The following is a 25,184-nucleotide window of genomic DNA, read 5'->3' on the forward strand; positions in this document are numbered from 1 at the left end:
CGGTATTTTGCCTGCGGAGGGCAATAAAAAATGAATAAAATCCTGTTGGTTGATGACGACCGCGAATTAACTTCGCTGCTTAAAGAACTGCTTGAGATGGAAGGTTTTGAAGTCATTGTGGCAAGCGATGGTGAGCAGGCGCTTAACCTGTTAGACAACACCGTGGACTTGCTTTTACTTGATGTGATGATGCCGAAGAAGAACGGTATCGACACGTTGAAAGAACTACGCCAACAGCACCAAACTCCGGTCATTATGCTGACTGCACGTGGCAGCGAACTGGACCGCGTTCTCGGCCTTGAACTCGGCGCGGACGACTATCTGCCGAAACCGTTTAACGATCGCGAACTGGTGGCGCGTATCCGTGCCATTTTGCGCCGTTCAAACTGGAGCGAGCAGCAGCAACAGCACGACAACAGTTCGCCAACGTTGGAAGTGGATTGCCTGCGCCTGAATCCAGGTCGTCAGGAAGCCAGCTTCGATAGTGAAACGTTGGATCTCACCGGCACCGAATTCACTCTGCTCTATTTGCTGGCACAGCATCTGGGTCAGGTGGTATCACGTGAGCATCTTAGTCAGGAAGTGTTAGGCAAACGTCTGACACCGTTTGACCGTGCTATCGATATGCACATTTCTAACCTGCGTCGTAAATTGCCGGAACGTCGTGATGGTCATCCGTGGTTTAAAACCCTGCGCGGACGCGGCTATCTGATGGTTTCGGTATCATGATAGGAAGTTTAACTACTCGCATCTTCGCCATCTTCTGGCTCACGCTAGCGTTGGTGTTGATGCTGGTTTTAATGGTACCCAAACTCGATTCGCGCCAGATGACAGCGTTACTGGAAAGCGAGCAGCGTCAGGGCACCATGATTGAACAGCACGTTGAAGCGGAATTGTCTCAGGATCCACCGAACGACTTGATGTGGTGGCGTCGGCTGTTCCGCTCCATCGATAAATGGGCACCGCCCGGCCAGCGTTTACTCTTGGTTACCAGCGAAGGCCGCGTGATTGGCGCGCAGCACAACGAAATGCAGATCATTCGCAACTTCATTGGCCAGTCTGATAATGCCGATCATCCGCAGAAGAAGAAGTATGGTCGCGTTGAGATGGTGGGCCCCTTCGCCGTCCGCGATGGCGAAGACAACTATCAGCTCTATCTGATTCGTCCTGCTACCAGCTCGCAACTCGACTTCGTCAATCTGCTGTTTGATCGTCCGCTGCTATTGCTGATTGTCACCATGCTGATTAGCTCGCCGCTGCTGCTGTGGCTGGCATGGAGTCTGGCGCGTCCGGCGCGCAAACTGAAATATGCTGCGGATGAAGTGGCGAGCGGCAATTTACGTCAGCATCCGGAACTGGAATCAGGGCCGCAGGAATTCCTGGCCGCGGGTTCCAGTTTCAACCAAATGGTGAGCGCGCTCGAACGCATGATGACTGCGCAGCAGCGCTTGCTGTCTGACATCAGTCATGAATTACGGACGCCGTTAACCCGCTTGCAGTTGGCAACAGCGCTGCTGCGTCGTCGTAATGGTGAAGGCAAAGAGTTACAGCGTATTGAAACTGAAGCGCAGCGCCTTGATGGCATGATTAACGATTTGCTAGTGCTGTCACGCACGCAGCACAACAACGCGCTGGTTAGCGAGGCGATGAAAGCTAATCAGCTGTGGAACGGCGTGCTGGAAGATGCCAAATTTGAAGCCGAGCAGATGGGCAAGCTGATGGATGTACCTTATCCGCCAGGCCCGTGGCCGCTTTATGGGAATCCGCATGCGTTGGAGAGTGCGTTGGAGAATATCGTGCGTAATGCGTTGCGCTATTCAAACTCACACATCAGCGTTAGCTTTTCGGTGGATATTGAAGGCATCACTATCCACGTCGATGATGATGGTCCTGGCGTCAGCCCAGAGGATCGCGAGCAGATATTCCGTCCGTTCTATCGTACTGATGAAGCGCGCGATCGTGAATCAGGCGGCACCGGATTGGGTCTAGCGATTGTTGAAACGGCTGTCCAGCAGCATCGCGGTTGGGTCAAAGCCGATGATAGCCCGTTAGGCGGCTTGCGCCTCACGCTCTGGCTGCCGCTGTACTCCGCACGCCAATAATTTGTTATGCTTCGGCCCTCGTTTCTGGGGGCCTTATGCTAAACATTGTTTTATTTGAACCTGAAATCCCACCTAATACCGGCAACATCATCCGTCTGTGCGCGAATACCGGTTTCCAGTTACACCTTATCGAACCGCTAGGTTTTGCCTGGGATGATAAGCGCCTGCGTCGCGCTGGGCTGGATTACCACGAATATACCGCCTTAAAAAAACACGCAAATTACGCGGCATTTCTGACGTCAGAAGCCCCGCAGCGCCTGTTTGCACTCACCACCAAAGGTACGCCAGCGCACAGCGCGGTGAGCTATCAGAAAGGCGATTATTTGATATTTGGTCCAGAGAGCCGCGGATTACCAGGGGAGATTCTCAATGCACTGCCGGCTGAGCAGAAAATACGTATTCCCATGATGGCGGAAAGCCGCAGCATGAATCTCTCTAATGCGGTGTCTGTCGTGGTCTATGAAGCGTGGCGCCAGCTTGATTATGCTGGCGCACTGATCAAGGGTTAAATGCCGTCGCCATACTCAAAGCCAGCGCCGTTAAAGTGTTGATCCATATCCATCGCCGGTTTATCGCTGGTGGGTTTGCCGACAATGCGCGCTGGCACGCCAGCAGCAGTGGTATGCGGTGGTACGGGCTGAAGAACCACAGAACCCGCCCCGATTTTCGCCCCGCGTCCCACTTCAATGTTACCCAGAATCTTGGCACCCGCGCCAATCATCACGCCTTCACGGATCTTCGGATGGCGATCGCCGCTGGTTTTACCCGTACCGCCCAGCGTCACCGATTGCAAGATTGAAACATCATTTTCAATGATCGCCGTTTCGCCGATGACAATGCCGGTGGCATGGTCAAGCATGATGCCGCGGCCAATGCGCGCCGCCGGGTGAATATCCACGGCAAACGAGACGGAAATTTCGTTCTGCAGATAGACAGCCAGCGCGCGGCGGCCCTCTTTCCACAGCCAATGGCCGATGCGATAAGCCTGCAAGGCGTGGAAGCCTTTCAGATAGAGCAGCGGCGTGGAGTATTTATCAACCGCGGGATCGCGCTGGCGTACAGCCTGAATATCGTAGGCCGCGGAGACAATCATCTCTGGGTCTTCTCGGTAGGCTTCTTCTACGATTTCGCGGATGGCAATGGCTGGCATGATAGGATTCGCCAACTTGTTGGCGAGCATGTAACTGAGCGCGCTACCGAGGTTTTCGTGTTTAAGCAATGTCGCATGGTAAAAGCTGGCCAGCATCGGTTCACAGTCGGCCAGGGCTCTGGCTTCAGCTTTGATATGGTTCCAGACCAGTTCTAACTCTTCAGACGACATTGCTGTATGCTCCCGATAAAAAAAGCGCCTGATGGGGCGCTACAGGTGGTGACGCTGGCGCATCCTGCTTCAGCTTTGGCTGTTTTCGTCCTTCCTTGCACGGCCAAGTAAGGTCAATGCTGCCTCTCGCGCTGATTTTCCGCAATAGAGCACCTGATAAATCTGCTCGGTAATGGGCATTTCTACGCCGACGCGAGCTGCCAATGCTTTGACTTCTTTGGTGTTTCTATAGCCTTCTACAACTTGTCCGATAATGCGTTGCGCCTCGTCTACGCTCTCGCCTTGCCCCAGCATCATGCCAAAACGACGATTGCGCGACTGATTATCGGTACAGGTCAGCACCAAGTCGCCTAAACCGGCCATACCCATAAAGGTGGTGGCATCCGCACCCAACGCGGCGCCAAGACGGCTCATTTCCGTCAGGCCTCGCGTAATCAGCGCGGTACGCGCATTGGCACCAAAGCCAATGCCGTCTGAAATCCCCGCACCAATCGCAATCACATTCTTCACCGCGCCACCTAATTGCACGCCGATGAAATCCTGATTGTTGTAGACGCGGAAACTCTTCCCGCAGTGCAGCTTCTGCTGCAGATCTTCTGCAAACTGCGCGTCGGTAGCTGCCAGTGCAATAGCCGTTGGCATGCCTGCTGCTAGCTCTTTAGCAAAGGTTGGCCCGGAAATCACCGCTAACGGAATCGCATCCCCAAGGATTTCACGCGCCACGTCCTGCAGTAACCGGCCGGTCTCTTTTTCCAGCCCTTTGGTTGCCCAGACAATCCGTGAATCGGCACGCAAATGCGGCTTAAGCTGCGTTAGCACATCACCAAATACATGGCTCGGTACCACAACCAGCAGATCGCGACTGGCGTTAACCACGGTAGCCAAATCGGCTTCAGGAACGAGATTGTCAGGGAAAGGAACATCAGGCAGGAAAGCAGCATTGCAGCGGTCAGCTTGCAGCTGCGCCACGCTTTGTGGATTGTGGCCCCAGAGCAGAACCGGGTGGCCGTTACGGGCCAGCGTAATGGCCAATGCGGTGCCGTACGAGCCGGCACCGATGACGCTAATTGAAGCGTTGAGGTTAGTCATCAGGCATCCTGATGTGGCGCTTCGCCTTCACCTTGCTGCTGCAGATAGTTCATGAACAGCGCATCAAAGTTAACGGGCGCCAGGTTGAGCTGCGGGAAAGTCCCACGAGACACAAGGCTGGTTACGCATTCGCGTGCATAAGGGAACAAAATGTTCGGGCAGTAAGCACCGAGGCAATGTGCCATCTGCGTCCCTTCGATACCGCTGATGGTGAAAATACCCGCCTGCTGTACTTCACACAGGAATGCGGTTTCTTCAGCAACGGTTGCCGTTACGGTAACACGCAGAACGACCTCAAAAACGCCGTCAGCCAGCTGAGAAGAGGCGGTATCCAGGTCCAGCTTCACTTCTGGTTCCCACTCTTTCTGGAAAACCTGAGGTGCATTTGGCGCTTCGTAAGAAACATCTTTGGTGTAAACACGTTGAATCTGGAACTGCATTTCGCTGTTGCTTTGCTCTGACATGTGACTAAATCCTGTGAGTTAAAATTGTCTGACCGAAAAGTTATGCCTGGAGTAAAGGATCAAGTCCCTGACGCCCATCCAGCGCGTAAAGATCATCACAGCCGCCAATGTGCCGCGCATCAATAAAAATCTGCGGCACCGTAGTACGGCCGCTGCGTTGAATCATTTCTTCACGTTTCGCCGCGTTCCCGTCAATGGGAATCTCCTGGAACGACACGCCTTTCTGATCCAACAGCGCCTTTGCACGATGGCAATAAGGACAAGTGACTTTGGTGTAGATCTCTACATTCGCCATACGGTGACCTCTAAGAAGTTATTTACCGCGTACCAGTGGCAGATTTTCACCACTCCAGCCGCTCACGCCATCTTTCAGTACGGAGACTTTTTCAAAACCCGCCGCGCTCAATTTCGCCGCAGATTCACCCGCGCTTTGACCAGTGGCGCAAACTACAATTATGGGTTGTGACTTGTGCTTTTCCAGCTCGCCAAAACTCTCTTTTTTGATGTCTGCTGCCGCTACGTTGATAGCCCCAGAAATGTGTCCTTTGCGGTAATCGTCACGTGAACGAACGTCTACCACCACCGCGTCCTCTTTATTAATCAGGTGGGTTGCTTCACCACGACTGATAGTTTTTACTTTAGAGAACATACCTTTAACGGTGGTCACAATCACGAGAACGAGTAAAGCAACCCATGCCAGACTGAGGATGGGGTGATTGCTTGCAAACTGCATAATTTCTTGCATGAGGGGTAACGACTCCAAACCGGGCTGATAAGCTAAAACAAGGGTTCTGAGTATACCTGCGCCACTTCGCATGTACAGTCGCTAAGGGGACAGAGTTACGATTTGTGCGTCATTTTCCAAAAAAAGTGTTCTAATCGCAAAATTAAGACAAAGTTTATGCCGGTAAGCTCGGTGCAGACATTTTTAGCAAAGTAAAACCCGGCCAGGCCAACTGGTAAGCGGCTGTTCATCGTGGAATAATTATCGACTATGAAGGGAAAAGCGACCGTTACACACACAAGGACCCGTCACAACGGCATCACGTCTCCGTTGTCATTCCGCTGGTCCGAAATCTCCCTCAGTCTGCTTCTGGCGGGCACACTTTTAATGCCTGCTGCCGCTCGCAGCGCGGATGACAACAAAACGCAATTGAAGTCCATTCAACAGGGCATCGCCGAGAAAGAAAAGAGCGTGAAAGCGCAGAAACTGCAGCGCAGTAAACTGTTGGATCAGCTGCAAAGTCAGGAAAAAGTGATTGCGCAGGCCAGCCGTCAGTTGCGTGAAACGCGCAACAGTTTAAGTACCCTCGACGGTGAAATCGCGCAGGTCACCTCCTCGATTTCGCGTTTGGAAAAGCAGCAGGCACAACAAGAAAAACTCCTGGCGCAACAGCTTGATGCCGCCTTCCGTCAGGGACAGCACAATGGTTTACAGTTGCTGCTCGGTGGTGAAGAAGCCCAGCGCAGTGAGCGCATTCTTGCCTATTTCGGCTATCTCAATGCTGCGCGCCAAAAAAATATCGACGATCTTAAGCAAACCCAGCAGCAATTAGCGGAACAGCGACAATCGTTGCAGGGCAAACAGGAACAACAAAAATCGCTGTTAGCCCAGCAACAGACGCAGCAAAGCAAGCTGGAAGTGGCCAGCGCGGCGCGCAAGAAAACGCTCACCGTGCTAGAGAGTTCGCTGGAAAAAGATCAGGCTGACCTGGTTGAAATGCGTGAGAACGAAAGCCGTCTGCAGAGCAAAATTGCTAAGGCAGAGCGTGAAGCGCGTGAACGTGCCGAACGTGAAGCCCGCGAGGCGGAAAAAGTGCGGCAGCGTCAGGCGCAGGCGAAAGCTAAAGGATCAAACTATCAGCCTACGCAGAGTGAACGTGAGCTGATGGCGCGTACCGGTGGATTGGGCAAACCCGGCGGGCAAGCCGTCTGGCCGGTACGTGGACGTATTGAACATCGCTTCGGTGAATCGATGCAGGGCGAATTGCGCTGGAAAGGTTTGGTGGTAGCTGCGCCAGAAGGTACCGAAGTGAAAGCCATCGCTGATGGACGTGTATTAATGGCCGACTGGCTGCAAGGCTACGGTCTGGTTGTAGTACTGGAACACGGTAAAGGTGATATGAGCCTTTATGGTTACAACCAAAGTGCACTGGTGAGCGTAGGTGCTCAGGTGAAGGCAGGACAGCCTATCGCCCTTGTAGGCACCAGTGGCGGCCGCGGCACGCCTTCGCTCTACTTTGAAATCCGACGTCAAGGACAGGCCGTCAATCCACTACCGTGGTTAGGAAGATAAGTTTTGTTTCAACCCTCTAAGCTCTCGGTCGCGTTGTGCGGCCTATTTCTATCACTTTCAGCCCATGCGGGTAAACTCTCCATCGTGATCGACGACTTCGGTTATCGGCCAAAAGAAGAGAATAAGGTGCTGCAGATGCCCACCGCGATTTCAGTTGCGGTCCTGCCAAATGCCCCGCATGCCCGCGAGATGGCCACCAAAGCCCATCAGGGCGGTCGCGAGGTGCTGATTCATCTGCCCATGGCGCCGCTCAGTAAACAGCCGCTGGAGAAAGACACGCTGACGCCAGAGATGAGCAGCACGGAAATCGAACGTATTATTCGTGAAGCCAGTGGCAAAGTGCCCTACGCGGTCGGGCTGAATAATCATATGGGCAGCAAAATGACGTCCAGTCTGTCTGGCATGCAGAAAGTGATGCAGGTGCTTAATCACTACAACTATTACTTTCTCGATAGCATGACGATTGGTAACAGTCAGTCGATTCCGGCAGCGCAAGGCACCAACGTTAAAGTGCTTAAACGTCGTGTGTTTCTTGATGATAGCCAGGATGAAGCTTCCATCCGCACGCAGTTTACCCGTGCTGTGAAACTGGCACAGCGCGATGGTTATGCCATCGCCATTGGTCATCCGCATCCTACGACGGTGCGCGTACTGCAACAGATGTTGCCGACATTGCCAGCAGATATCACATTAGTGCGCCCAAGCCAGTTGCTGAATGAGCGGCTGCATCAGGGGCTCACACCGCCGCCATCCAGGAACCAGCCGGTGCCAAATCCGCGGTTCCGCGCGCCGAGCATGTGTAAGCCAGGTAAACCGTTACCGGCAGTGCCGCAGAGCTATGCTGTTGAGTTGGTCAGTGACAGCATTGCACAAAGCCCATTGTTCAAGCGTTTAGAGTCATTGTTGTAAACGAGTTAAAATGCCAACTGACCTTTAGCGTTAGCCTCAATACGAGGCTGCCGTTTTTTTCGTTATAATCGCGAAATTATTTTCTGCTATGGCTGTCGAATAGCCAGATTCTTTAGGGTAAGCCGTATTAATGAAAAAGCGTTGGAAAATAAATCTAATTAACACCGTGCTGAGTTTGCATGCCAAACTGAGCCAAATCGATAAGAATAAGTCTCCGCTGAGCTCGACGCATGAGTTCGAGCGTATCGTTATTTTTTCGACGACGGCATTAGGTGACTTGCTGTTTAACACACCTGCAATTAAAGCGATTAAGCGCCGTTATCCATCCGCTAAAATCATGCTGGTTTCCAGCGATAAAAACCGCGATCTGGTTGAAAACAGCAAATGGTTTGATGAAGTCGCTATCTGGGATAATAAAATTGTCCGCGCGCCTAATTTGATCAGAAAACTACGCCGCTTTAAACCAGATCTTACACTGCTACTGCACTCCAGCTTAGGCTACGATATTCTTAGCGCGCGGCTTGGCGGTTCAAAATATCTGGTTAGGGATAATTTTGGTAGCGATAGCCCCGTGTTCAATCATTGGCTTGATCTCTACTCACCGCGAGCTGAATCACATATCATTCAACGCAAGCTGAATCTTATTAGCGCATTAGGCTGTGACATCACTGATATCCGCATGGAATTTCCGATAAAAGTTAATGATGTTCCCCGATCAGAAAGCTCGGCTGTTGTCGGCTTTCAAATGGGCGCCTCAGGAAATAACCGTCGCTGGCCTGTGGAACACTTTGCACAATTGGCAGAGCGTATTTTTGACAACGTTCCAGATTCCAGGTTAGTTCTGACTGGTGCCGGGCAAGACCGCTCGATCGAAAGCGATTTTTTCGCGCAACTACCGGAAGAGTATCATTCTCGCGTCACGTCCTATATTGGCAAAACGCGTTTGCCAGAACTGCTTCAGCTTATTAATCGGATTGATGTATTAATTACAGGCGATACGGGTCCATTACATATTGCTGTTACCGCGCAAACACCGACGGTAAGTCTGTACGTAAGTGCCAATCCTCGCCATACCGGACCTTATCAGGATCTGGATATTCACCAGATTATCCGTATTGAGCCAGAGAACAATGATGACCCACAATTTCCCATGCGGAAAATTAGTGTAGATCAGGTCTATAATGCCGTGTTAAAAAGCCTGGATCGATAACATTTATACCAGGTTTTAGGCTAAAGCCTGGTATAGTATTCTTTCAACCTGGATAAGTTTATTAACGCAGATAATTTAAAAGCGCGGGAGTATATTTTAGGCTCAGGATTATTTTTAAAGGATAGCTTCTGGTGCTGCCTTCTCAAATATATTCTCATCAAGAGCACTTTCTAAGGAAAGATTATAGGTTTTAATACCCGCTCGTTCTAATTCACGGCTTGCATGCATGAAGGCTGGTCTAATGACAGTGCTAAAGTTGGATTCAAGCAAACTTGGAAGCTTATCATTTTCGTTTTCATAAAATCGCGGTGCTGAGAAGTTGTTCATATCAACGCCAGCCAATAAAATACGGCTGGCACCCAGCCAAACGGATATCTGTAACGCCCAGTATGCAACAGTGCCGGCGTCAAAAATGCCCTGACAAATATCCCATGAAAAACCTGACGTTAGTGGCGCTTCACAGAGAGAAAGGCCCATTTCCCCCTGATAGTTGAGCGCATATTCTTCAGGGCGCACGATACCTCTGAATACTTTAAAGCTCAGATCTTCAATGATTGCCAGGCGGCACTTCACATCCCGCAAATTAGCACGGTGCAAGATATCATTGAAGCAGTGCACGGTTGTAAACAGAACTAAGTTATTGTCACTGATAATATCCATGACAATATCGAATCTTTTATCGATAAATCCTCGATCGACGATGACATAATAAGAAAACGTAATTCTGTCGCGCAAATAGTAGGCGCCATTAACGCCCACAAATGTGGTGCTCGCAAGCTTCTCAACGTCTAACGATTTAACTGAAGGACCCGTGGCCAGGATAGTCACATCTCCAGATATCGTGGCACGCAATGCGTTAAGATCCTCAATCTTGACTTGTTTTCCCCAGTAGCTCAGCCGCTGAATATTATCGGTTTTGGCTCTACGGATTTTAATATGAGGCCACAAGTTTTCGTTGTGTCTCAATGCTCTGGCATGAGTGTAACGATAGATTTGTTTGAAAATTGAAGCCATTCAGAGCAGTTCCTTCAATTTTTCTATCACCATCGCGGCTGTAATTGCCTGCATGGTACCATCGCTTCCTTTTAATTCATGCTGATTCTTGCCATAACCGCCAATCAGACCCGGATCGGTCGGTCCAAATAAGGTGATATTCGGGCGATCCAGCGCCGCCGTCAGATGGCTCAAACCGGTATCCACCGACACCACCGCCCGCGCGCCTGCTAACTGCTGTGCCACCTGCTCAAGCGTTAACTTTGGCAGCACCTCAACATAGTTGAAACCTTCGGCCAGACGCAGTGCCCGCTGGTGTTCATGTTCCGCGCCCCAGGGTAATTTTACGCGTAGGCCGGTTGGCTGCACTAACTCAATCAGCTCGCGCCAGTGTGATTCCGGCCAGTGTTTGTTATCACGCGTGGTGGCGTGCAAAAACACCAGATATGGCTGAGCGTGGTTGGGCAGCGTAGAGCGGAAATGACCGGCAATTGCGTAGTCGCCTTGCGTGGTGGGCTTTTCATAGCCGAGGCTTTTGGCAAATAGCTCACGCGTTCGTTCAACGGCATGCTGCTGCTTGTTGATTTCATGACGTTTGTCATACCACCAGCTGGCGAAAGGTTCGCGCGCGCTGCGACTGTCCTGACCGTGCTTCACGCCTTTTGCCAGGCGCGTTACCAGCGCGGCGCTTTTGATCAGGCCCTGCGCATCCAGCACCACATCATATTGGCGTGATTGCAGCTCACGTTTGAACAGCACACGCTCCTCACGCTGCTGGCTACCGAACCAATGCTTGCGCCAACGACGAATCGCCACCGGCAACACCTTATCCACCGCCGGATGCCAGCCAGGAATTTGAGCGAAGTTTTCCTCAACCACCCAATCAAATTTGATGCCAGGGATCGCCTGCATCGCATCCGTGAGCGCCGGTAAGGTATGCAGCACGTCTCCCATCGAGGAGGTTTTAACAATCAAAACGTGCATTTCTACTCCTGCACCGGATGCAATAACGCGCTCAGTTCCTGATGAACACGCGCCGGCTGAATATCAATCAGGCTCTGGTGATAACCTTGCTCGGCATCTCCTTTGCGCACTTTGTGATAGCCGGTGATCAAACGAATGATACGCGCATGCTGGGACAGCGGCGGTGTGAAGTCCGGGCTGCTTGGACCATACAGGGCCACCAGCGGGCGATTAAGTGCTGCGGCGATGTGCATCAGGCCGGAATCGTTACTCACCACGGCTGCGCAGTGCGCCAGAAGAATGACCGCTTGCTCCAGTTGCGTATCACCCGCCAGATTTTTGCAGTGCGCGCGTGCTGCTTCTGACAGCGTCTGCACAATGGTGTCACCGGTTTCGCGATCTTTCGCCGAACCGAACAGCACCACTTGATAACCTTCACTAATCAGCTGTTCAGCCAGCGCAGCATAATGGTAGTGCGGCCAGCGCTTCGCCGGTCCGAACTCTGCGCCTGGACAAAACCCAATCGCCGGACGATCGGCTGACAGCGCAAACTTTGCCGCCGTCATGCGTTTCTCATCGTCATCAACGCGCAGCTGGGGCCACAACAATGGCTGCGGCAACTGCTGCGCTGAAGCCACCGGTTTGTCGTAGCCGAGCGCCACATAGCGCTCAACCATCAATGGAAAGGCTGCTTTATCCAGCACGCGCACGTCATTCAGTACGCCATAGCGCATCTCGCCACGCCAGCCAGTGCGACGTTTGATCCCAGCGAAAAAGGGCACCAGCGCGGATTTTAAGGAGTTCGGCAGCACATAGGCACGGTCATAGCCACTGGCACGCAGGGATTTCCCCAAACGGCGACGCTCACCCAGCGCTAATGCGCCATGCCCAAGTGGCATCGCCAACGCCTGATTCACTTCCGGCATACGCGACAGTAACGGACGGCACCAGGCTGGCGCCATCACATCGATCACCGCTTCAGGATGCTCAGCCTTGAGCGTGCGATAGAGACTTTGCGACATCATCATATCGCCGACCCATGATGGGCCAATAACCAGAATTTTCATCGCTGCTGCCGGTTTCCTTATGCGTTACGGTTCAGCCACGCCATGTATTCGCCCACGCCTTGCGCGACGGTTTTGAACGGCTTGTCGTAACCGGCTGCACGCAGGTTAGTGAGATCGGCTTGGGTAAATGCCTGATAACGGCCTTTCAGCTTCTCCGGGAACGGGATGTATTCAATCTGACCTTGCTGATGGAAGTTCAGCACCGCATCCGCCACTTCCTGGAAAGACTCCGCGCGACCGGTACCGCAGTTGTAGATACCTGAAACACCGTTTTCCCAGCACCACAGATTTACGGCTACCACGTCATCAACATGGATGAAGTCGCGACGGAAATCGTCGCTGCCTTCGAACAGTTTTGGATTTTCACCGTTACTGATCTGCGTGTTGAGGTGGAACGCTACGCTTGCCATGCCGCCTTTATGGCCTTCACGCGGGCCATATACGTTGAAGTAACGGAAGCCGCATACCGGGGATTCGGCTTCTGGCAGAATCTGACGCACATAGTGGTCGAAGAGCATTTTTGAGTAGCCGTAAACGTTCAGTGGCTGCTCGTACTGGCGCTCTTCGATGAAGTTCTCATTGCGGCCGCCGTAAGTGGCAGCGGACGAGGCGTAAAGGAATGGGATTTCGCGCTCCAGACAGAAGTGCAGCAGATCTTTAGAGTACTGATAGTTGTTATCCATCATGTACTTGCCATCCCATTCGGTGGTCGCTGAACACGCACCTTCATGGAAAACGGCTTCGATTGGGCCAAGATCTTCGCCAGACATGATGTAGCTGAGGAATTCCTCTTTATCCATGTAGTCAGCGATATCGAGATCCGCCAGATTCACGAACTTGGTGCCATCCTTCAGATTATCCACCACCAAAATGTCGGTCAAACCGCGGTCATTCAGCGCTTTAACAATATTGCTGCCAATCATGCCAGCGCCACCGGTTACGATAATCATATGCTTTGCCTTTAAAGAGTTGGGGTGAAACAGGAGGTTTCATCCACGAATGCCTACCATCATAACATTTCAGCCAGACGCAGGCAGCCAGATGACGCCGCATGCGCTGCACAAATCCTGTCCGCAGCGTGAACTATGCTGCAAAACCGACATATTGATGGCTGAAATGTCGTCTATTCGCTTTTCGATCAGTAATATGTGCCAAAATTTTGCTATCTGAGGAGCAGAATCATGTCCAGTCAGTTTTATTCGCAAATTCGTCAACAACTTGAGACAACACGTCAGGACGGATTGTTCAAACAAGAACGCACCATTACTTCGGCGCAGCAGGCAGAAATCAATGTCGCCAACAGTCCACCGGTCATCAACTTTTGCGCCAATAACTATTTGGGTTTAGCCAATCATCCGGCATTAATCCAGGCGGCGAAAGACGGCATGGATTCGCACGGTTTCGGTATGGCCTCGGTGCGCTTTATCTGCGGCACGCAAGACATCCACCAGCAGCTAGAGCACAAGCTCGCTGAGTTCCTCGGTATGGAAGATGCGATTCTGTTTTCATCCTGCTTTGATGCCAATGGTGGCCTGTTTGAAACGCTGCTCAGCGCGGAGGACGCGATTATTTCGGACGCCCTCAATCACGCGTCGATCATTGATGGCGTCCGTCTATGTAAAGCGCAGCGCTATCGTTATGCCAACAACAACATGAATGAGCTACGGGCGCGCTTACAGGAAGCACGCGACAAAGGCGCGCGCCACATTCTGATCGCCACCGACGGCGTGTTTTCCATGGATGGCGTGATCGCCAATCTGCAGGGCATTTGCGATTTGGCAGATGAGTTTGATGCGATGGTGATGGTGGATGATTCACATGCGGTGGGCTTTGTCGGTTCTGCCGGGCGTGGCACGCACGAATATTGCGGTGTGATGGATCGCGTCGATATTCTCACCGGTACGCTGGGCAAAGCGTTAGGTGGCGCATCGGGCGGCTACGTGGCAGCGAAAAAAGAGGTGGTTGAGTGGCTTCGTCAGCGTTCGCGGCCGTATCTGTTTTCCAACTCGCTGGCACCGGCGATTGTTACCGCCTCGCTGCGCGTACTGGAACTGCTGAGTGAGGGCGACGGTTTACGCCAGCGTCTATGGGAAAACGCCCGTTTCTTCCGCGAAAAAATGACCGCTGCCGGCTTCACGCTGGCCGGTGCCGATCACGCCATCATCCCGGTGATGTTGGGCGATGCCAACGTGGCGCAGCAGTTTGCCAACCTGTTGCAGCAAGAAGGCATCTACGTGACAGGCTTCTTCTATCCAGTGGTACCGCAAGGTCAGGCGCGCATCCGTACCCAGATTTCTGCCGGCCATACGCAGGCGCAGCTGGAACACGCCGTGGCTGCCTTCACCCGCATTGGTCAACAGCTGGGCATTATTTCAGGAGCAGGGAAATGAAAGCACTCGCCAAATTAAAAGCCGAAGAAGGCATTTGGATGGTTAAGGATGCGCCGATTCCCGAACCCGGCCATAACGACCTGCTGATTAAGATTCGCAAAACCGCCATTTGCGGCACCGATGTGCACATCTACAACTGGGATGACTGGTCGCGTAAAACCATTCCCGTCCCGATGATTACCGGTCACGAATATGTCGGTGAAGTGGTAGGTATGGGCGAGGAAGTTAAAGGCTTTGCCGTTGGCGATCGTGTCTCTGGTGAAGGCCATATCACCTGCGGTCATTGTCGCAACTGCCGCGCCGGACGCACACATCTGTGTCGCAACACGGTTGGCGTTGGCGTCAATCGCCAGGGCTGTTTTGCTGAATATCTGGTGATCCCAGCGTTTAACGCCTTCAAAATTCCCGACAACATTTCTGACGAACTGGCGGCGATCTTCGATCCCTTTGGTAATGCGGTGCATACCGCGCTGTCGTTCGATTTGGTGGGTGAAGATGTGCTGATTTCCGGTGCCGGACCGATTGGTATTATGGCGGCGGCAGTGTGTAAGCACGTCGGCGCGCGTCACGTGGTGATCACCGACATCAACGAATATCGCCTCGATTTGGCGCGAAAAATGGGTGTGACGCGCGCGGTTAACGTCGCGCAGGAAAATCTGCGCGACGTGATGGCCGAACTCGGTATGACCGAAGGTTTTGATGTTGGGCTGGAGATGTCCGGCGCGCCACCGGCGTTCCGCACCCTGCTGGAAGTGATGAATCACGGCGGACGCATTGCGCTGCTGGGCATTCCGCCGGGCGAGATGTCCATCGACTGGAATCAGGTAATTTTCAAAGGTTTGTTCATCAAAGGCATTTATGGCCGTGAGATGTTCGAGACCTGGTATAAGATGGCGGCGCTCATTCAGTCCGGCCTCGATCTCACGCCTATCATCACCCATCGCTATCACATTGATGAGTTCCAACAGGGCTTTGATGAGATGCGATCCGGACGATCAGGCAAAGTGGTGTTGAGCTGGGATTAAACATTCATTAAAGGGAGCTTTGCTCCCTTTAATTATTATTCGGTCAGTGCCAGATAGCGTCGACAAATGACGTGGGTATCAAAAGCAGCGAACTCATCAGCATGTAGCTGAGGCGGGTACTGATAAATCTCCAGCATTTTTTCTGCCAGCGACTCAGGCGTTAAATCCGCCAGGCCGCGCGCTAAATCGCCTTGCAGCAAAGAAGAAGGTCCACCCGGACAGCGTGTACTCACAACAGGTGTGCCGCACAGCATCGCTTCAATCAAGACATTACCAAAACCTTCGCTATCCGAGCTGACTATCAGCATCTTAGCCCGACTAATCCACGCATAGGGATTGAGAGTAAATCCCTGAAAGATGACGCGATCGCCAATACCTAACTGTTGGGCCAATGCCTGTAATGTTGCTTTACGCTCTGGTGATCCCTGGCCTAATAACACCAGCGGCAGCTCTATTTTGCTCAATGCATAGGCCTGCAACAGACGATCATGGCGCTTGGTTTCGTGAAATCGCCCCACATGCACCAGAAAACCCTGGGGCGGCACTGCAGCCGGCTCGGCTGCACGTTGCTGAATATCTGCGATATCAAAGGGATTACCAATCACTTCCTCGCGCGACGGGGTAATCGCAAAGGCAGACTTGAGATCCTCCACCACCGCTGGCGAAACGCCAATCACATTACGTCCCTGATAAACACGGTGAATTTTGCGTACTTTTAACCAGCGCGATAGCCCCTGACGATGGCCCAGATAGGATGCGGAAAATACACCGTGTAGACAGAACCAGGTTTTACGAGGCAAGAGCGTTCGACAGCGACGCACAATACGATCGGTTTTGTGTAAATGAGAAACCACCAAATCGTATGTTCCTGCGCTCTGTTCTGCCCGGAGAACCGCGTCATCCAGTAATCTGGCGCGACGTGTTAACTCGGTCAGCTTGCGCCAGGGCTTGCGATTAGTATCCTGAATGACCTGATAATCAACGCCATCAGGCAAAGGGTAATCGCACACCTTACGCAGCGAAAATAGCGACACCCGATGTCCCAGCTCAAGCATACCGGTCACCAACGTCAGTACGACTTTTTCAGCTCCGCCGCCCGGTAAACCATCAATCACCATGAGTATGCGCTTTGACAAAATGCCCCACCTGTCTGATTTTAAAAGTCTGTTTGACGAAATAATGTCGCGTGAATCTTAACGCAGTCTGATGGCAAATCCGATTCCTCACTGCGCTATTTACGTCTTTCTTATCCGTAGCAATTAGTTTTGCGTCACTGAAAAGCTCAGCGTAACATTGCGTTTTTATTGGCCTCAGGCGGCAAACATGACCCGGCATGCTTTCCTTATTACCATAGATACCGAAGGCGACAACCTTTGGCGCAATCATCGCTCCATTACCACTGAAAATACCGGCTATCTGCCACGCTTTCAGGCTTTGTGTGAGCGCTATGGTTTTAAACCCACCTGGCTGACCAACTATGAAATGGCAATGGATCCTGCTTTTATCGAATTTGGCAGAGATGTTATTGCGCGCAAACAGGGTGAAATTGGCATGCATTTACATGCCTGGAACAGTCCTCCGGAAGCACCGCTCACTGATGATGACTGGCGCTGGCAACCTTTCCTGATTGAATATCCTGATACGGTATTGCGCGATAAAGTTGCCTATATGACCGATTTACTGGAAGAAAAATTCCAGGTAAAAATGCTGAGTCATCGTGCCGGACGCTGGGCTTTTGATGAGCGCTACGCGGCGATCCTCACTCAACTGGGCTATAAGGTTGATTGCTCAGTAACACCGCGCGTTAACTGGGCCTTCACCCGTGGTGCGCCGCAGGGAAAAGGCGGCACTAACTATACTCACTTTCCACATAAGCCTTATTTTATCGATCCTGAGGATATTTCACGCAGTGGCCACTCATCCCTGCTCGAAATCCCCATGAGTATTCAATACAAATATTCACCGCTAATGAATACGGTGAAACAGGGCCTGTACCGCTTACGCGGCAAACAGAAAAGCCCTGCCGTTTATTGGTTACGTCCATCAGGGGGAAATCTGGCAGACATGAAGCGCGTGGTTGAAATGTCGCTGGCCGAAGGCCAGGATTACACTGAGTTTATGCTGCACAGCTCAGAATTTATGCCCGACGGCAGCCCGACATTCAAAAATGCACAAGATATCGAGCGATTGTACGAAGATCTGGACGCGCTGTTTAGCTGGTTAGCCCCGCGTTTCGAGGGTAAGACGCTGTCGGAATATCACGACAGCTTTAAACTTCAACACGCTTAGCGCTGAGTTGCTGCCATGCTTCCCAGACCGTTTCTAGCGAGACATCCTGACACTCTCCCGAAGCGGTCTGCATAATTTGATATTCACCTGACCACGGATGCCACAGCCTGGCATTGGTATCGCCGAAAAAAACCACCTGCTTTTTATGCAGTCCGGCGGCAAGATGCATCTGCCCGCCATCGCTACACAAAATCTGCTCACAGCGATCAAAACCTGCCACCAGTTCGCGCACGGATGCGGTGGGATAGCGCGCCACTCGCGGTGAATTTACCAACTGCATCAGCTCATCCGTACGTGCCGCATCGCCTTTATCATCGAGATCTAGCGTACCCTGCGGCGACCAGAACACCAGCACGCGCGCCTGTTCATCTTCCAGCAGCTTATTAATAAACGCCGCATACAATTCCACCGACCAGCGGCGTTTTGGGCTGCGACTACTGATATGCACGCCGAAGATCTTGCCTGGTGTGGAGAACAGCGCGCCTACACGTTTACCCGCCGCTTCACGTTCGGCGGTTGAGAGATAGATATTGACCGCAGGCACTGCAGGCGGCACATCGGTGAGGGCATAAAGATAGGAATAAGTATGCTCAACCTGATGATTTCCGCGAAAATCACTTTTTTGAAACGGATGATCAAGCCGCGCGTCAGCCTGAGCCGCGCCAATCACGTTACCGGCTCCAGCCATTTTCGCCAGTCGCAGGCTGTATTTGCACGGTACGGGATTCGCCAGAATGGTGGCGTCAAAGCGGGTTTTACGCAGCGCCAGCATGACCTTCACTCGCTGCCAGTACACGCCAAGCGTGGTTTCATTTTTACCGCGATGCTTGGCTTTCTTGTAAACATATAAGCGGTCAACATGTGGGTTATGAATCACCACATCCTCAGCAATTTTATTGACCAACAGGGTCAGGGTCGCCTCAGGAAAAGCTTTTTTTAATCCTTCCAGCAGTGGCGTGGTGCAGACCATATCGCCAATGTTGTCGCGTCTGATGACGAGAATATTTTTCATGCTGATGCCCAGTTGAGGGAGTTTTCTCACGTCAGTCAACGCTGAAAAACTCATAAAAATGCTGAAATGTTAGCGAGCAAAACATTTTTGACCATTATTGTGCAAAAAGTTCTTAATTCATTACTAATAATTGGGGTAACAAATTTGTAACTTAGTAGCGGAAAAATGTCGCTCGCAACGCCCTTACTCTCTGTCATTACGCCATTATTTAATGCAGGCGCGATGTTCGAGTCATTCATACAGTCCCTACTCGCCCAAACCTTAACCTCACTCGAAATCATCATTGTCGACGATGGTTCCACTGACGGTTCAGGTGAGCGCGCGGATGCTTATGCGCAGCAGCATCCTCACGTGCGCGTGATTCATCAAGCCAACGGCGGCGTATCGCGCGCGCGCAATGCGGGTTTAGCGGTAGCGCGCGGTAAGTATGTTTCGTTTCCGGATGCCGACGACACCATGGATCCGGCGATGTATCAAACGCTGGTTGAGATGGCAGAACGCGACAATCTTGATGCCGCGCAGTGCAATGCGGAGTGGTTTTTTAAGGCCAGCCAGCAAGTGAAGCCGCTGATTCCGCTCGATCGATTAACCAGTACCGGAGTGCTGAGTGGTCCAGAGTGGCTTAACAAAGCCCTGAAAACCCATCGCTATATGCACGTGGTATGGCTGGGAATTTACCGCCGTGAAGTGATTGAGCAACTCAACCTCAATTTTGAACCCGGGCTGCATCATCAGGACATTCCCTGGACCACCGAGTTCATGCTCAACGCCCAACGCGTGCGCTACACCGATAAAGTGCTGTATTGCTATTACATGCATGATGCCTCAATCAGCAACCGCAAGCGCACCGGACAGCGCAACGTGGAATATCAGCGCCATTACCTGAAAATTGTGCGATTACTGGAAGAGATCAATGCACGTTATCGCCACAAGGTGAAAATCTACCCGGCGTTTCACTACCAGATTACGCATGAGGCGCTTAGCGTGTGTCACTGTATCCGGCGCGAGCCCGAAGAGAGTGCGCGTCAGGCGATGATTGCTGACCTGTTCGCGACGCAAACCCACAAGCGCATGCTGCGTAACGCACGCGGCGTGCAGCAATGGTATCAACTGCTGCTGTGGCTGAGCCGAATTTATCGCTGGCGCAAGAAATAAGCGCCGCGTCTGGCTTTCACGCCTTTGGGGTTTGCCCTACAATCAGCTGACTGAATTCTGAGATCATTTGAGTATGGCAAGCCCGATTCCAGACCAATTTGCACCGAAAAATATTCTACTGATCAAGCTGCGCCATCACGGCGATATGCTGCTGACCACGCCCGCAATTAACGCTCTTCGCCAGCGCTATCCACAGGCCAATATCGACGTCCTGCTGTATAAAGAAACCCGTCCGATGCTGGAAGCACATCCGGCTATCCGCCAGTTACACATCATCGATCGTAACTGGAAAAAAGAGGGCGGCTGGCAGAAATTCCGCCATGAGATGGCCCTGATTTCTGCCGTGCGCACTTGTCATTATGACGTTGTGATTAATCTTGCCGATCAGTGGCGCAGCGCCATCATCACTGGCCTTTCGGGCGCGCCGGTGCGCATTGGTTTTGCTTTCCACAAACGCGATAACGCCTTTTGGCGCTGGATGCATAATCAGCTGGTTAGCACCAACGATCATAATCAGCTGCACACGGTGGAACAAAATATGGCTGCGCTGAAGCCGCTGGGTATCAGCGCAGCGGGTGCGAAAGCCTCAATGCATTTCAGCGCCGCCGATCAACAGAAAGTGCAGGATGTGCTGGCACAGCATGCGGTGAGCTCACCCTTTATTGTTCTGCAGCCGACTTCCCGTTGGCCGTTCAAATGTTGGGAAGACGACAAAGTCGCGCAGCTGATTGATACGCTCGCCGCCGAGGGTCGTACGGTGATCCTCACCGCAGCGCCGGACCAGAAAGAGCTGGCGATGATCGCCAATATTCAATCGCTGTGCCGCAGCAGCAATGTGGTGTCGCTGGCTGGGGAATTATCCTTGCCACAGTTGGCGGCGCTGATCGATGCCGCGCAGCTGTTTATCGGCGTGGATTCAGCGCCAATGCATATGGCCGCCGCGCTGGAAACGCCATGTCTCGCGCTGTTTGGGCCGACCAAGCTGCAACACTGGCGTCCGTGGGGGGATCACAACCGCGTGATCTGGGCCGGTGATTATGGCCCGCTGCCTTCGCCAGACGCCATCGATACCAACACGCAACAGCGCTATCTTTCTGCCATTCCCGTTGAGGATGTCGTGGCTGCCGCCCGGAGTTTTTTGCATGAGTAAGTTACGCCTGGCAATCGTCCGGCAGAAATACCGCCCAGACGGCGGCGCCGAACGTTTTATCTCGCGTGCGCTTGAAGCGTTAGATAGCGAGCAGCTCGATCTTAATATCATCACCCGCAGCTGGCAGGGCACACCGAATCCCGCCTGGCATCTGCACATTTGCAATCCGGCGAAATTCGGTCGCATCTCGCGCGAGCGCGGTTTTGCCCATGCCGCGCGCGAATGCTGGGAACGTGAGAAGTTTGATATTGTGCAAAGCCACGAACGCATCGCCGGCTGCGATATCTTTCGTGCCGGTGATGGCGTGCATCGCGTATGGCTAGAGCAGCGCGCGCGCATCGTTTCTCCGTGGCAACGTTTAAGCGCCCGTCTCAGTCCTTATCACCGTTACGTGTTGCAAGCCGAAACCGAAATGTTCAACGCGCCGTCGTTGAAAGCGGTGATCTGTAATTCAGAGATGGTGAAACAGGATATTTTGCGTAATTTCACACTTGATGCCAGCAAGATCCATGTGATTCACAATGCGATTGATAGCCAACGTTTCCAGCCCGCCAGCGAAGCGCTGCGTCATGCGTCACGTCAGCAGCTTAAACTGCCGCAAGATGCCACAGTAATGATTTACGTGGGTTCGGGCTTTGAGCGCAAAGGATTGAAAGCCGCCATTGAAGCGGTGGCGAAAAGCGATCGCTACCTGGTGGTGGTTGGCCAGGACAAGCAGCTCTCACGCTATCAGCAATTGGCGAACCAGCTGAATTGCCTCGATCGCTTACGCTTTGTTGGCGTGCAGCAGGACGTGCAGCCGTTCTACCATGCAGCCGATGCGCTGCTGCTGCCCACGCTTTATGACCCTTTCCCGAATGTGGTGCTGGAAGCGATGGCCTGCGGTCTGGCAGTGATCACGAGCACCGGCTGCGGCGGCGCGGAGTTTATCACTGCGGGTCAGGAGGGTTTTGTCTGCGATGCATTAGATATCAACGCGTTAAACGAAGCCGTATTAGCAACACCGGCACTTTCACATAATCCTGCCATGGGCGAAGCCGCACGTCGCAGAATTGAACCTTTTGGTCCGCAGCGGCTGGCGCAAGCGTTGACTTCGCTGTATCAACAAGTGCTGCAGACCGGCTGACGAAGTGGTATGAGCAGGCGGTTAATTTCTGATAACATGCCGCCTTTCATCTGTTTTTTGACGCGATTCTGTCGTAACGGTAACTATGACGACTCTATACACAGCCTTGCTCTATCTGATTCAGCCACTGATCTGGCTGCGCCTGTGGCTGCGCGGTCGAAAAGCACCGGCCTATCGTAAACGCTGGGCAGAACGCTATGGCTACTGCGCGGGCAAAGTGCTACCGCATGGCATTGTGCTGCACTCCGTATCCGTCGGTGAGACGCTAGCGGCGGTGCCGCTGGTGCGCGCGCTGCGTCATCGCTATCCGACGCTACCGATTACTGTCACCACCATGACGCCAACCGGCTCCGAACGTGCGCAGTCGGCGTTTGGCAAAGACGTGCATCATGTTTACCTGCCCTACGACCTGCCGGGCTCGATCAACCGTTTCCTCGATTCCGTCGATCCGCGACTGGTGATTATCATGGAGACCGAGTTGTGGCCGAACATTATCCGTATTCTGCATCAGCGCAAGATTCCATTGGTGATTGCGAACGCGCGCCTGTCTGAGCGTTCGGCCAAAGGCTACAAAAAGCTCGGCGGCTTTATGCGCGACTTGCTGCAGCGCATCACGCTAATTGCCGCGCAAAACGCCGAAGATGGCGACCGTTTCCTCAGCCTTGGCCTGAAGCGTTCGCATCTCACCGTGACTGGCAGCCTCAAGTTTGATATTTCGGTGACGCCAGAGCTGGCGGCGAAAGCGGTCACGCTGCGTCGTCAGTGGGCGTCGCGTCGTCCGGTGTGGATCGCGACCAGCACCCACGAAGGTGAAGAAGCGATTGTGCTCGATGCCCATCGTCGTCTGCTGCAACAGTTCCCTGATCTGCTGCTAATTTTGGTGCCGCGCCATCCAGAACGTTTCAAAGATGCCTGCGATCTGACGCAAAAACGTGGCTTCAGTTTTATCCTGCGCAGCAGCGGCGAGATTCCTTCAAGCTCCACGCAAGTGGTGATTGGCGACACTATGGGCGAGCTGATGATGCTGTACGGCATTGCCGATCTCGCCTTTGTTGGCGGCAGCCTGGTCGAGCGCGGCGGCCACAACCCGCTGGAACCCGCAGCGCATGCCATTCCGGTGCTGATGGGCCCGCACATCTGGAACTTCAAAGATATCTGCGCCAAGCTGCAACAGGCCGAAGGGCTGATTACCGTTACTGACGTGGTATCGCTGCAGAAAGAGGTCGCCAACTTACTGCAGGATGATGATTATCGCCGCTATTACGGCCGGCATGCTGTGGAAGTGCTGCATCAAAATCAGGGCGCATTACAGCGTCTGCTACAGTTACTCGAACCTCACTTACCGCCGCGAGCTCACTAATTCATGTCGCAACGCCAACGTCTCTCTGTGGTAATGATCGCCAAAAACGAAGCTGAACTACTGCCTGAGGCATTGGCTTCGGTCAGTTGGGCGGATGAGATTGTAGTACTCGATTCTGGCAGCAGCGACAACACGGCGCAGGTAGCTCGCGAACAGGGCGCGCAGGTTTTCCAGGCTGAAGACTGGCAAGGTTTTGGTAAGCAGCGCCAGCGTGCGCAGGCGCATGCGCACGGCGATATGATTTTGATGATCGATGCCGACGAGCGTGTTACCCCCGAACTGCGGCGCGCTATTGAGCAAGTTCTCGCGCAGCCCGCTTCGGACCACGTTTACAGCCTCGGTCGCAGCAATCTGTTTCTCGGCCGCTTTATGCGCCACAGCGGTTGGTATCCCGACCGCGTGATGCGCCTTTATCCGCGCAAGCTTAATTACAACGACAATCTGGTACACGAATCACTGGAGACGCAAGGTGCGCCAGTAGTGAAGCTGGCGGGCGATCTGCAACATCTCACCTGTCGCGACCTGATTGCATTTCAGCGTAAGCAGATGAACTATGCCGAAGCCTGGGCGCAGGAACGCTTTCAGCGCGGCAAACGCTGTGGCTTGTTCTCGATTTTTAGCCACACGCTTGGCGCATTCGTCAAAACGCTGCTGCTGCGCGCCGGTTTTCTTGATGGCAAACAGGGCTGGATTCTGGCGGTGGTTAACGCACAGTACACTTTCAACAAATACTCGGCGCTCTGGGCGCTGCATCACACCTCAACACAAGGTCGCGTATGAGTACGAAAGCGATTTATCCCGGCACCTTTGATCCCTTTACCTTGGGTCATCTGGATATTGTGACGCGCGCAGCGAAGATGTTTGACCGCATCGTCGTGGCCATTGCCGCCAGCCCGAGTAAAAAGCCGCTGTTCAGTCTGGATGAGCGCGTGGATATGGCGCGCCAGGTAACGGCACATCTTCCGAATGTTGAAGTGATAGGTTTTAGCGATCTGATGGCGAATTTTGCCCAGGCGCAGAACGCCAACGTGCTGGTGCGTGGATTGCGTGCGGTGTCGGATTTCGAATATGAGCTGCAGCTGGCACAGATGAATCGTCACCTGTTGCCCACGCTGGAGAGCGTGTTCCTGATGCCGTCAGAAGGCTTCTCCTTCGTCTCTTCTTCGCTGGTCAAAGAAGTCGCGCGCCACGCCGGTGACGTGCAGGCATTTCTGCCTGACGTGGTGCACAAGGCGTTGCTGGCGCGACTGGCTCAGCCTTAAC

General features: G+C 52.9%; 26 protein-coding genes. 15 read left to right on the plus strand and 11 right to left on the minus strand.

All coding sequences use genetic code 11. From position 1 onward, the window contains the following. Window positions 1–30 precede the first annotated feature (30 nt). Genes cpxR through trmL form a run of 3 tightly spaced genes read left to right on the plus strand, consistent with a single transcriptional unit; the run spans window position 31 to window position 2,611 of the window. Window positions 31–729, plus strand: coding sequence for an envelope stress response regulator transcription factor CpxR (gene cpxR, locus ACRQ84_RS14745; protein WP_064741510.1), 699 nt, complete (start codon window positions 31–33; stop codon window positions 727–729). Next, complete coding sequence (gene cpxA / locus ACRQ84_RS14750; RefSeq protein WP_064741511.1) at window positions 726–2,102, plus strand: envelope stress sensor histidine kinase CpxA; 1,377 nt, start codon at window positions 726–728, stop codon at window positions 2,100–2,102. Before cpxR ends, cpxA begins: the two co-directional genes overlap by 4 nt. A 35-nt stretch (window positions 2,103–2,137) precedes the next feature. Next, window positions 2,138–2,611, plus strand: a complete 474-nt coding sequence (gene trmL / locus ACRQ84_RS14755; protein WP_064741512.1) for a tRNA (uridine(34)/cytosine(34)/5-carboxymethylaminomethyluridine(34)-2'-O)-methyltransferase TrmL — start codon at window positions 2,138–2,140, stop codon at window positions 2,609–2,611. Here trmL and cysE read toward each other — a convergent pair. The 5 genes from cysE to ACRQ84_RS14780 form a co-directional block, all read right to left on the minus strand. Then, a complete protein-coding gene (gene cysE / locus ACRQ84_RS14760; protein ID WP_064741513.1) occupies window positions 2,608–3,423 on the minus strand; it encodes a serine O-acetyltransferase in 816 nt (271 codons plus the stop codon). The two genes, trmL and cysE, sit on opposite strands and share 4 nt — an antisense overlap. A gap of 69 nt (window positions 3,424–3,492) precedes the next feature. Continuing rightward, a complete protein-coding gene (gene gpsA / locus ACRQ84_RS14765) occupies window positions 3,493–4,512 on the minus strand; it encodes an NAD(P)H-dependent glycerol-3-phosphate dehydrogenase (RefSeq protein WP_483816447.1) in 1,020 nt (339 codons plus the stop codon). Next, window positions 4,512–4,976 carry a protein-export chaperone SecB gene (gene secB, locus ACRQ84_RS14770; protein ID WP_483816448.1) on the minus strand — a complete coding sequence of 155 codons (465 nt, stop codon included), beginning with the start codon at window positions 4,974–4,976 and terminating at the stop codon, window positions 4,512–4,514. The genes gpsA and secB overlap by 1 nt, the downstream gene beginning before the upstream one ends. Window positions 4,977–5,016: 40 nt before the next feature. Further along, window positions 5,017–5,271: a glutaredoxin 3 gene (grxC, locus tag ACRQ84_RS14775; protein WP_483816449.1), complete on the minus strand. Its 255-nt coding sequence runs from the start codon at window positions 5,269–5,271 to the stop codon at window positions 5,017–5,019. Window positions 5,272–5,289: 18 nt separating this feature from the next. Further along, complete coding sequence (locus ACRQ84_RS14780; RefSeq protein ID WP_007885326.1) at window positions 5,290–5,721, minus strand: rhodanese-like domain-containing protein; 432 nt, start codon at window positions 5,719–5,721, stop codon at window positions 5,290–5,292. A 249-nt stretch (window positions 5,722–5,970) separates the two neighbouring features. Here ACRQ84_RS14780 and envC point away from each other — a divergent pair, with 249 nt between their 5' ends. From envC to ACRQ84_RS14795, 3 genes are all read left to right on the plus strand, one after another. Next, on the plus strand, window positions 5,971–7,272 hold the full coding sequence (gene envC / locus ACRQ84_RS14785; protein ID WP_064741517.1) for a murein hydrolase activator EnvC: 1,302 nt from the start codon (window positions 5,971–5,973) through the stop codon (window positions 7,270–7,272). Window positions 7,273–7,275: 3 nt separating this feature from the next. After that, complete coding sequence (locus tag ACRQ84_RS14790) at window positions 7,276–8,181, plus strand: divergent polysaccharide deacetylase family protein (RefSeq protein ID WP_483816450.1); 906 nt, start codon at window positions 7,276–7,278, stop codon at window positions 8,179–8,181. 130 nt (window positions 8,182–8,311) lie between these two features. Further along, the gene (locus ACRQ84_RS14795; protein ID WP_483816451.1) at window positions 8,312–9,391 is read left to right on the plus strand and encodes a glycosyltransferase family 9 protein; all 1,080 of its coding nucleotides are present in this window, start codon (window positions 8,312–8,314) and stop codon (window positions 9,389–9,391) included. A 114-nt stretch (window positions 9,392–9,505) separates the two neighbouring features. Here ACRQ84_RS14795 and ACRQ84_RS14800 read toward each other — a convergent pair whose 3' ends face one another. From ACRQ84_RS14800 to rfaD, 4 genes are read right to left on the minus strand one after another with little or no spacing between them, the layout of a single operon-like run. Further along, window positions 9,506–10,405: a sugar glycosyltransferase gene (locus ACRQ84_RS14800; protein ID WP_483816452.1), complete on the minus strand. Its 900-nt coding sequence runs from the start codon at window positions 10,403–10,405 to the stop codon at window positions 9,506–9,508. Beyond that, window positions 10,406–11,368, minus strand: a complete 963-nt coding sequence (rfaC, locus tag ACRQ84_RS14805; RefSeq protein WP_483816453.1) for a lipopolysaccharide heptosyltransferase RfaC — start codon at window positions 11,366–11,368, stop codon at window positions 10,406–10,408. Window positions 11,369–11,370: 2 nt separating this feature from the next. Continuing rightward, on the minus strand, window positions 11,371–12,414 hold the full coding sequence (gene rfaF / locus ACRQ84_RS14810) for an ADP-heptose--LPS heptosyltransferase RfaF (protein WP_483816454.1): 1,044 nt from the start codon (window positions 12,412–12,414) through the stop codon (window positions 11,371–11,373). 17 nt (window positions 12,415–12,431) lie between these two features. Continuing rightward, complete coding sequence (gene rfaD, locus ACRQ84_RS14815; RefSeq protein ID WP_064741523.1) at window positions 12,432–13,364, minus strand: ADP-glyceromanno-heptose 6-epimerase; 933 nt, start codon at window positions 13,362–13,364, stop codon at window positions 12,432–12,434. A gap of 231 nt (window positions 13,365–13,595) precedes the next feature. Here rfaD and ACRQ84_RS14820 point away from each other — a divergent pair, with 231 nt between their 5' ends. Further along, a complete protein-coding gene (locus tag ACRQ84_RS14820; protein ID WP_483816455.1) occupies window positions 13,596–14,804 on the plus strand; it encodes a glycine C-acetyltransferase in 1,209 nt (402 codons plus the stop codon). After that, the gene (tdh, locus tag ACRQ84_RS14825) at window positions 14,801–15,829 is read left to right on the plus strand and encodes an L-threonine 3-dehydrogenase (RefSeq protein ID WP_064741521.1); all 1,029 of its coding nucleotides are present in this window, start codon (window positions 14,801–14,803) and stop codon (window positions 15,827–15,829) included. Before ACRQ84_RS14820 ends, tdh begins: the two co-directional genes overlap by 4 nt. A gap of 35 nt (window positions 15,830–15,864) precedes the next feature. On the opposite strand, the gene ACRQ84_RS14830 is transcribed toward tdh, so the two are convergent. Further along, a complete protein-coding gene (locus ACRQ84_RS14830) occupies window positions 15,865–16,965 on the minus strand; it encodes a glycosyltransferase (RefSeq protein WP_483816456.1) in 1,101 nt (366 codons plus the stop codon). Window positions 16,966–17,152: 187 nt separating this feature from the next. Between ACRQ84_RS14830 and ACRQ84_RS14835 the strand changes: the two genes are divergently transcribed. Next, complete coding sequence (locus ACRQ84_RS14835; RefSeq protein ID WP_483816457.1) at window positions 17,153–18,118, plus strand: polysaccharide deacetylase family protein; 966 nt, start codon at window positions 17,153–17,155, stop codon at window positions 18,116–18,118. Here the strand turns inward: ACRQ84_RS14835 and ACRQ84_RS14840 are convergent. Continuing rightward, a complete protein-coding gene (locus ACRQ84_RS14840; RefSeq protein WP_483816458.1) occupies window positions 18,099–19,130 on the minus strand; it encodes a glycosyltransferase family 9 protein in 1,032 nt (343 codons plus the stop codon). The two genes, ACRQ84_RS14835 and ACRQ84_RS14840, sit on opposite strands and share 20 nt — an antisense overlap. A gap of 165 nt (window positions 19,131–19,295) precedes the next feature. Between ACRQ84_RS14840 and ACRQ84_RS14845 the strand changes: the two genes are divergently transcribed. The 6 genes from ACRQ84_RS14845 (at window position 19,296) to coaD (ending at window position 25,183) form a co-directional block, all read left to right on the plus strand. Continuing rightward, entirely contained in the window at window positions 19,296–20,285 is a 990-nt protein-coding gene (locus tag ACRQ84_RS14845) for a glycosyltransferase (protein ID WP_483816459.1), read from the plus strand. Between the two features lie 73 nt (window positions 20,286–20,358). Continuing rightward, window positions 20,359–21,435 (plus strand): putative lipopolysaccharide heptosyltransferase III, encoded by a 1,077-nt coding sequence (gene rfaQ, locus ACRQ84_RS14850; RefSeq protein WP_483816460.1) that lies wholly within the window; start codon window positions 20,359–20,361, stop codon window positions 21,433–21,435. Then, entirely contained in the window at window positions 21,428–22,561 is a 1,134-nt protein-coding gene (locus ACRQ84_RS14855) for a glycosyltransferase family 4 protein (protein WP_483816461.1), read from the plus strand. Before rfaQ ends, ACRQ84_RS14855 begins: the two co-directional genes overlap by 8 nt. Window positions 22,562–22,646: 85 nt before the next feature. Beyond that, a complete protein-coding gene (gene waaA, locus ACRQ84_RS14860; protein ID WP_064741530.1) occupies window positions 22,647–23,921 on the plus strand; it encodes a lipid IV(A) 3-deoxy-D-manno-octulosonic acid transferase in 1,275 nt (424 codons plus the stop codon). 3 nt (window positions 23,922–23,924) lie between these two features. Next, window positions 23,925–24,701 (plus strand): glycosyltransferase family 2 protein, encoded by a 777-nt coding sequence (locus ACRQ84_RS14865; protein WP_483816462.1) that lies wholly within the window; start codon window positions 23,925–23,927, stop codon window positions 24,699–24,701. After that, on the plus strand, window positions 24,698–25,183 hold the full coding sequence (gene coaD, locus ACRQ84_RS14870; RefSeq protein ID WP_064741532.1) for a pantetheine-phosphate adenylyltransferase: 486 nt from the start codon (window positions 24,698–24,700) through the stop codon (window positions 25,181–25,183). The genes ACRQ84_RS14865 and coaD overlap by 4 nt, the downstream gene beginning before the upstream one ends. The last annotated feature ends 1 nt before the right edge of the window (window position 25,184 follow it).

Origin of the sequence: Pantoea sp. E2023-21 (assembly GCF_051302795.1) — a bacterium.
Lineage (GTDB): Bacteria > Pseudomonadota > Gammaproteobacteria > Enterobacterales > Enterobacteriaceae > Pantoea > Pantoea ludwigii_A.

What these genes read in the sequence shown, in the direction of transcription:
- cpxR (WP_064741510.1), top strand. Translation starts at nt 31, where the DNA reads ATGAATAAAATCCTGTTGGTTGATGACGACCGCGAATTAACTTCGCTG.
- cpxA (WP_064741511.1), top strand. Translation starts at nt 726, where the DNA reads ATGATAGGAAGTTTAACTACTCGCATCTTCGCCATCTTCTGGCTCACG.
- trmL (WP_064741512.1), top strand. Translation starts at nt 2,138, where the DNA reads ATGCTAAACATTGTTTTATTTGAACCTGAAATCCCACCTAATACCGGC.
- cysE (WP_064741513.1), bottom strand. Translation starts at nt 3,423, where the DNA reads ATGTCGTCTGAAGAGTTAGAACTGGTCTGGAACCATATCAAAGCTGAA.
- gpsA (WP_483816447.1), bottom strand. Translation starts at nt 4,512, where the DNA reads ATGACTAACCTCAACGCTTCAATTAGCGTCATCGGTGCCGGCTCGTAC.
- secB (WP_483816448.1), bottom strand. Translation starts at nt 4,976, where the DNA reads ATGTCAGAGCAAAGCAACAGCGAAATGCAGTTCCAGATTCAACGTGTT.
- grxC (WP_483816449.1), bottom strand. Translation starts at nt 5,271, where the DNA reads ATGGCGAATGTAGAGATCTACACCAAAGTCACTTGTCCTTATTGCCAT.
- ACRQ84_RS14780 (WP_007885326.1), bottom strand. Translation starts at nt 5,721, where the DNA reads ATGCAAGAAATTATGCAGTTTGCAAGCAATCACCCCATCCTCAGTCTG.
- envC (WP_064741517.1), top strand. Translation starts at nt 5,971, where the DNA reads ATGAAGGGAAAAGCGACCGTTACACACACAAGGACCCGTCACAACGGC.
- ACRQ84_RS14795 (WP_483816451.1), top strand. Translation starts at nt 8,312, where the DNA reads ATGAAAAAGCGTTGGAAAATAAATCTAATTAACACCGTGCTGAGTTTG.
- ACRQ84_RS14800 (WP_483816452.1), bottom strand. Translation starts at nt 10,405, where the DNA reads ATGGCTTCAATTTTCAAACAAATCTATCGTTACACTCATGCCAGAGCA.
- rfaC (WP_483816453.1), bottom strand. Translation starts at nt 11,368, where the DNA reads ATGCACGTTTTGATTGTTAAAACCTCCTCGATGGGAGACGTGCTGCAT.
- rfaF (WP_483816454.1), bottom strand. Translation starts at nt 12,414, where the DNA reads ATGAAAATTCTGGTTATTGGCCCATCATGGGTCGGCGATATGATGATG.
- rfaD (WP_064741523.1), bottom strand. Translation starts at nt 13,364, where the DNA reads ATGATTATCGTAACCGGTGGCGCTGGCATGATTGGCAGCAATATTGTT.
- ACRQ84_RS14820 (WP_483816455.1), top strand. Translation starts at nt 13,596, where the DNA reads ATGTCCAGTCAGTTTTATTCGCAAATTCGTCAACAACTTGAGACAACA.
- tdh (WP_064741521.1), top strand. Translation starts at nt 14,801, where the DNA reads ATGAAAGCACTCGCCAAATTAAAAGCCGAAGAAGGCATTTGGATGGTT.
- ACRQ84_RS14835 (WP_483816457.1), top strand. Translation starts at nt 17,153, where the DNA reads ATGACCCGGCATGCTTTCCTTATTACCATAGATACCGAAGGCGACAAC.
- ACRQ84_RS14840 (WP_483816458.1), bottom strand. Translation starts at nt 19,130, where the DNA reads ATGAAAAATATTCTCGTCATCAGACGCGACAACATTGGCGATATGGTC.
- ACRQ84_RS14845 (WP_483816459.1), top strand. Translation starts at nt 19,296, where the DNA reads ATGTCGCTCGCAACGCCCTTACTCTCTGTCATTACGCCATTATTTAAT.
- rfaQ (WP_483816460.1), top strand. Translation starts at nt 20,359, where the DNA reads ATGGCAAGCCCGATTCCAGACCAATTTGCACCGAAAAATATTCTACTG.
- ACRQ84_RS14855 (WP_483816461.1), top strand. Translation starts at nt 21,428, where the DNA reads ATGAGTAAGTTACGCCTGGCAATCGTCCGGCAGAAATACCGCCCAGAC.
- waaA (WP_064741530.1), top strand. Translation starts at nt 22,647, where the DNA reads ATGACGACTCTATACACAGCCTTGCTCTATCTGATTCAGCCACTGATC.
- ACRQ84_RS14865 (WP_483816462.1), top strand. Translation starts at nt 23,925, where the DNA reads ATGTCGCAACGCCAACGTCTCTCTGTGGTAATGATCGCCAAAAACGAA.
- coaD (WP_064741532.1), top strand. Translation starts at nt 24,698, where the DNA reads ATGAGTACGAAAGCGATTTATCCCGGCACCTTTGATCCCTTTACCTTG.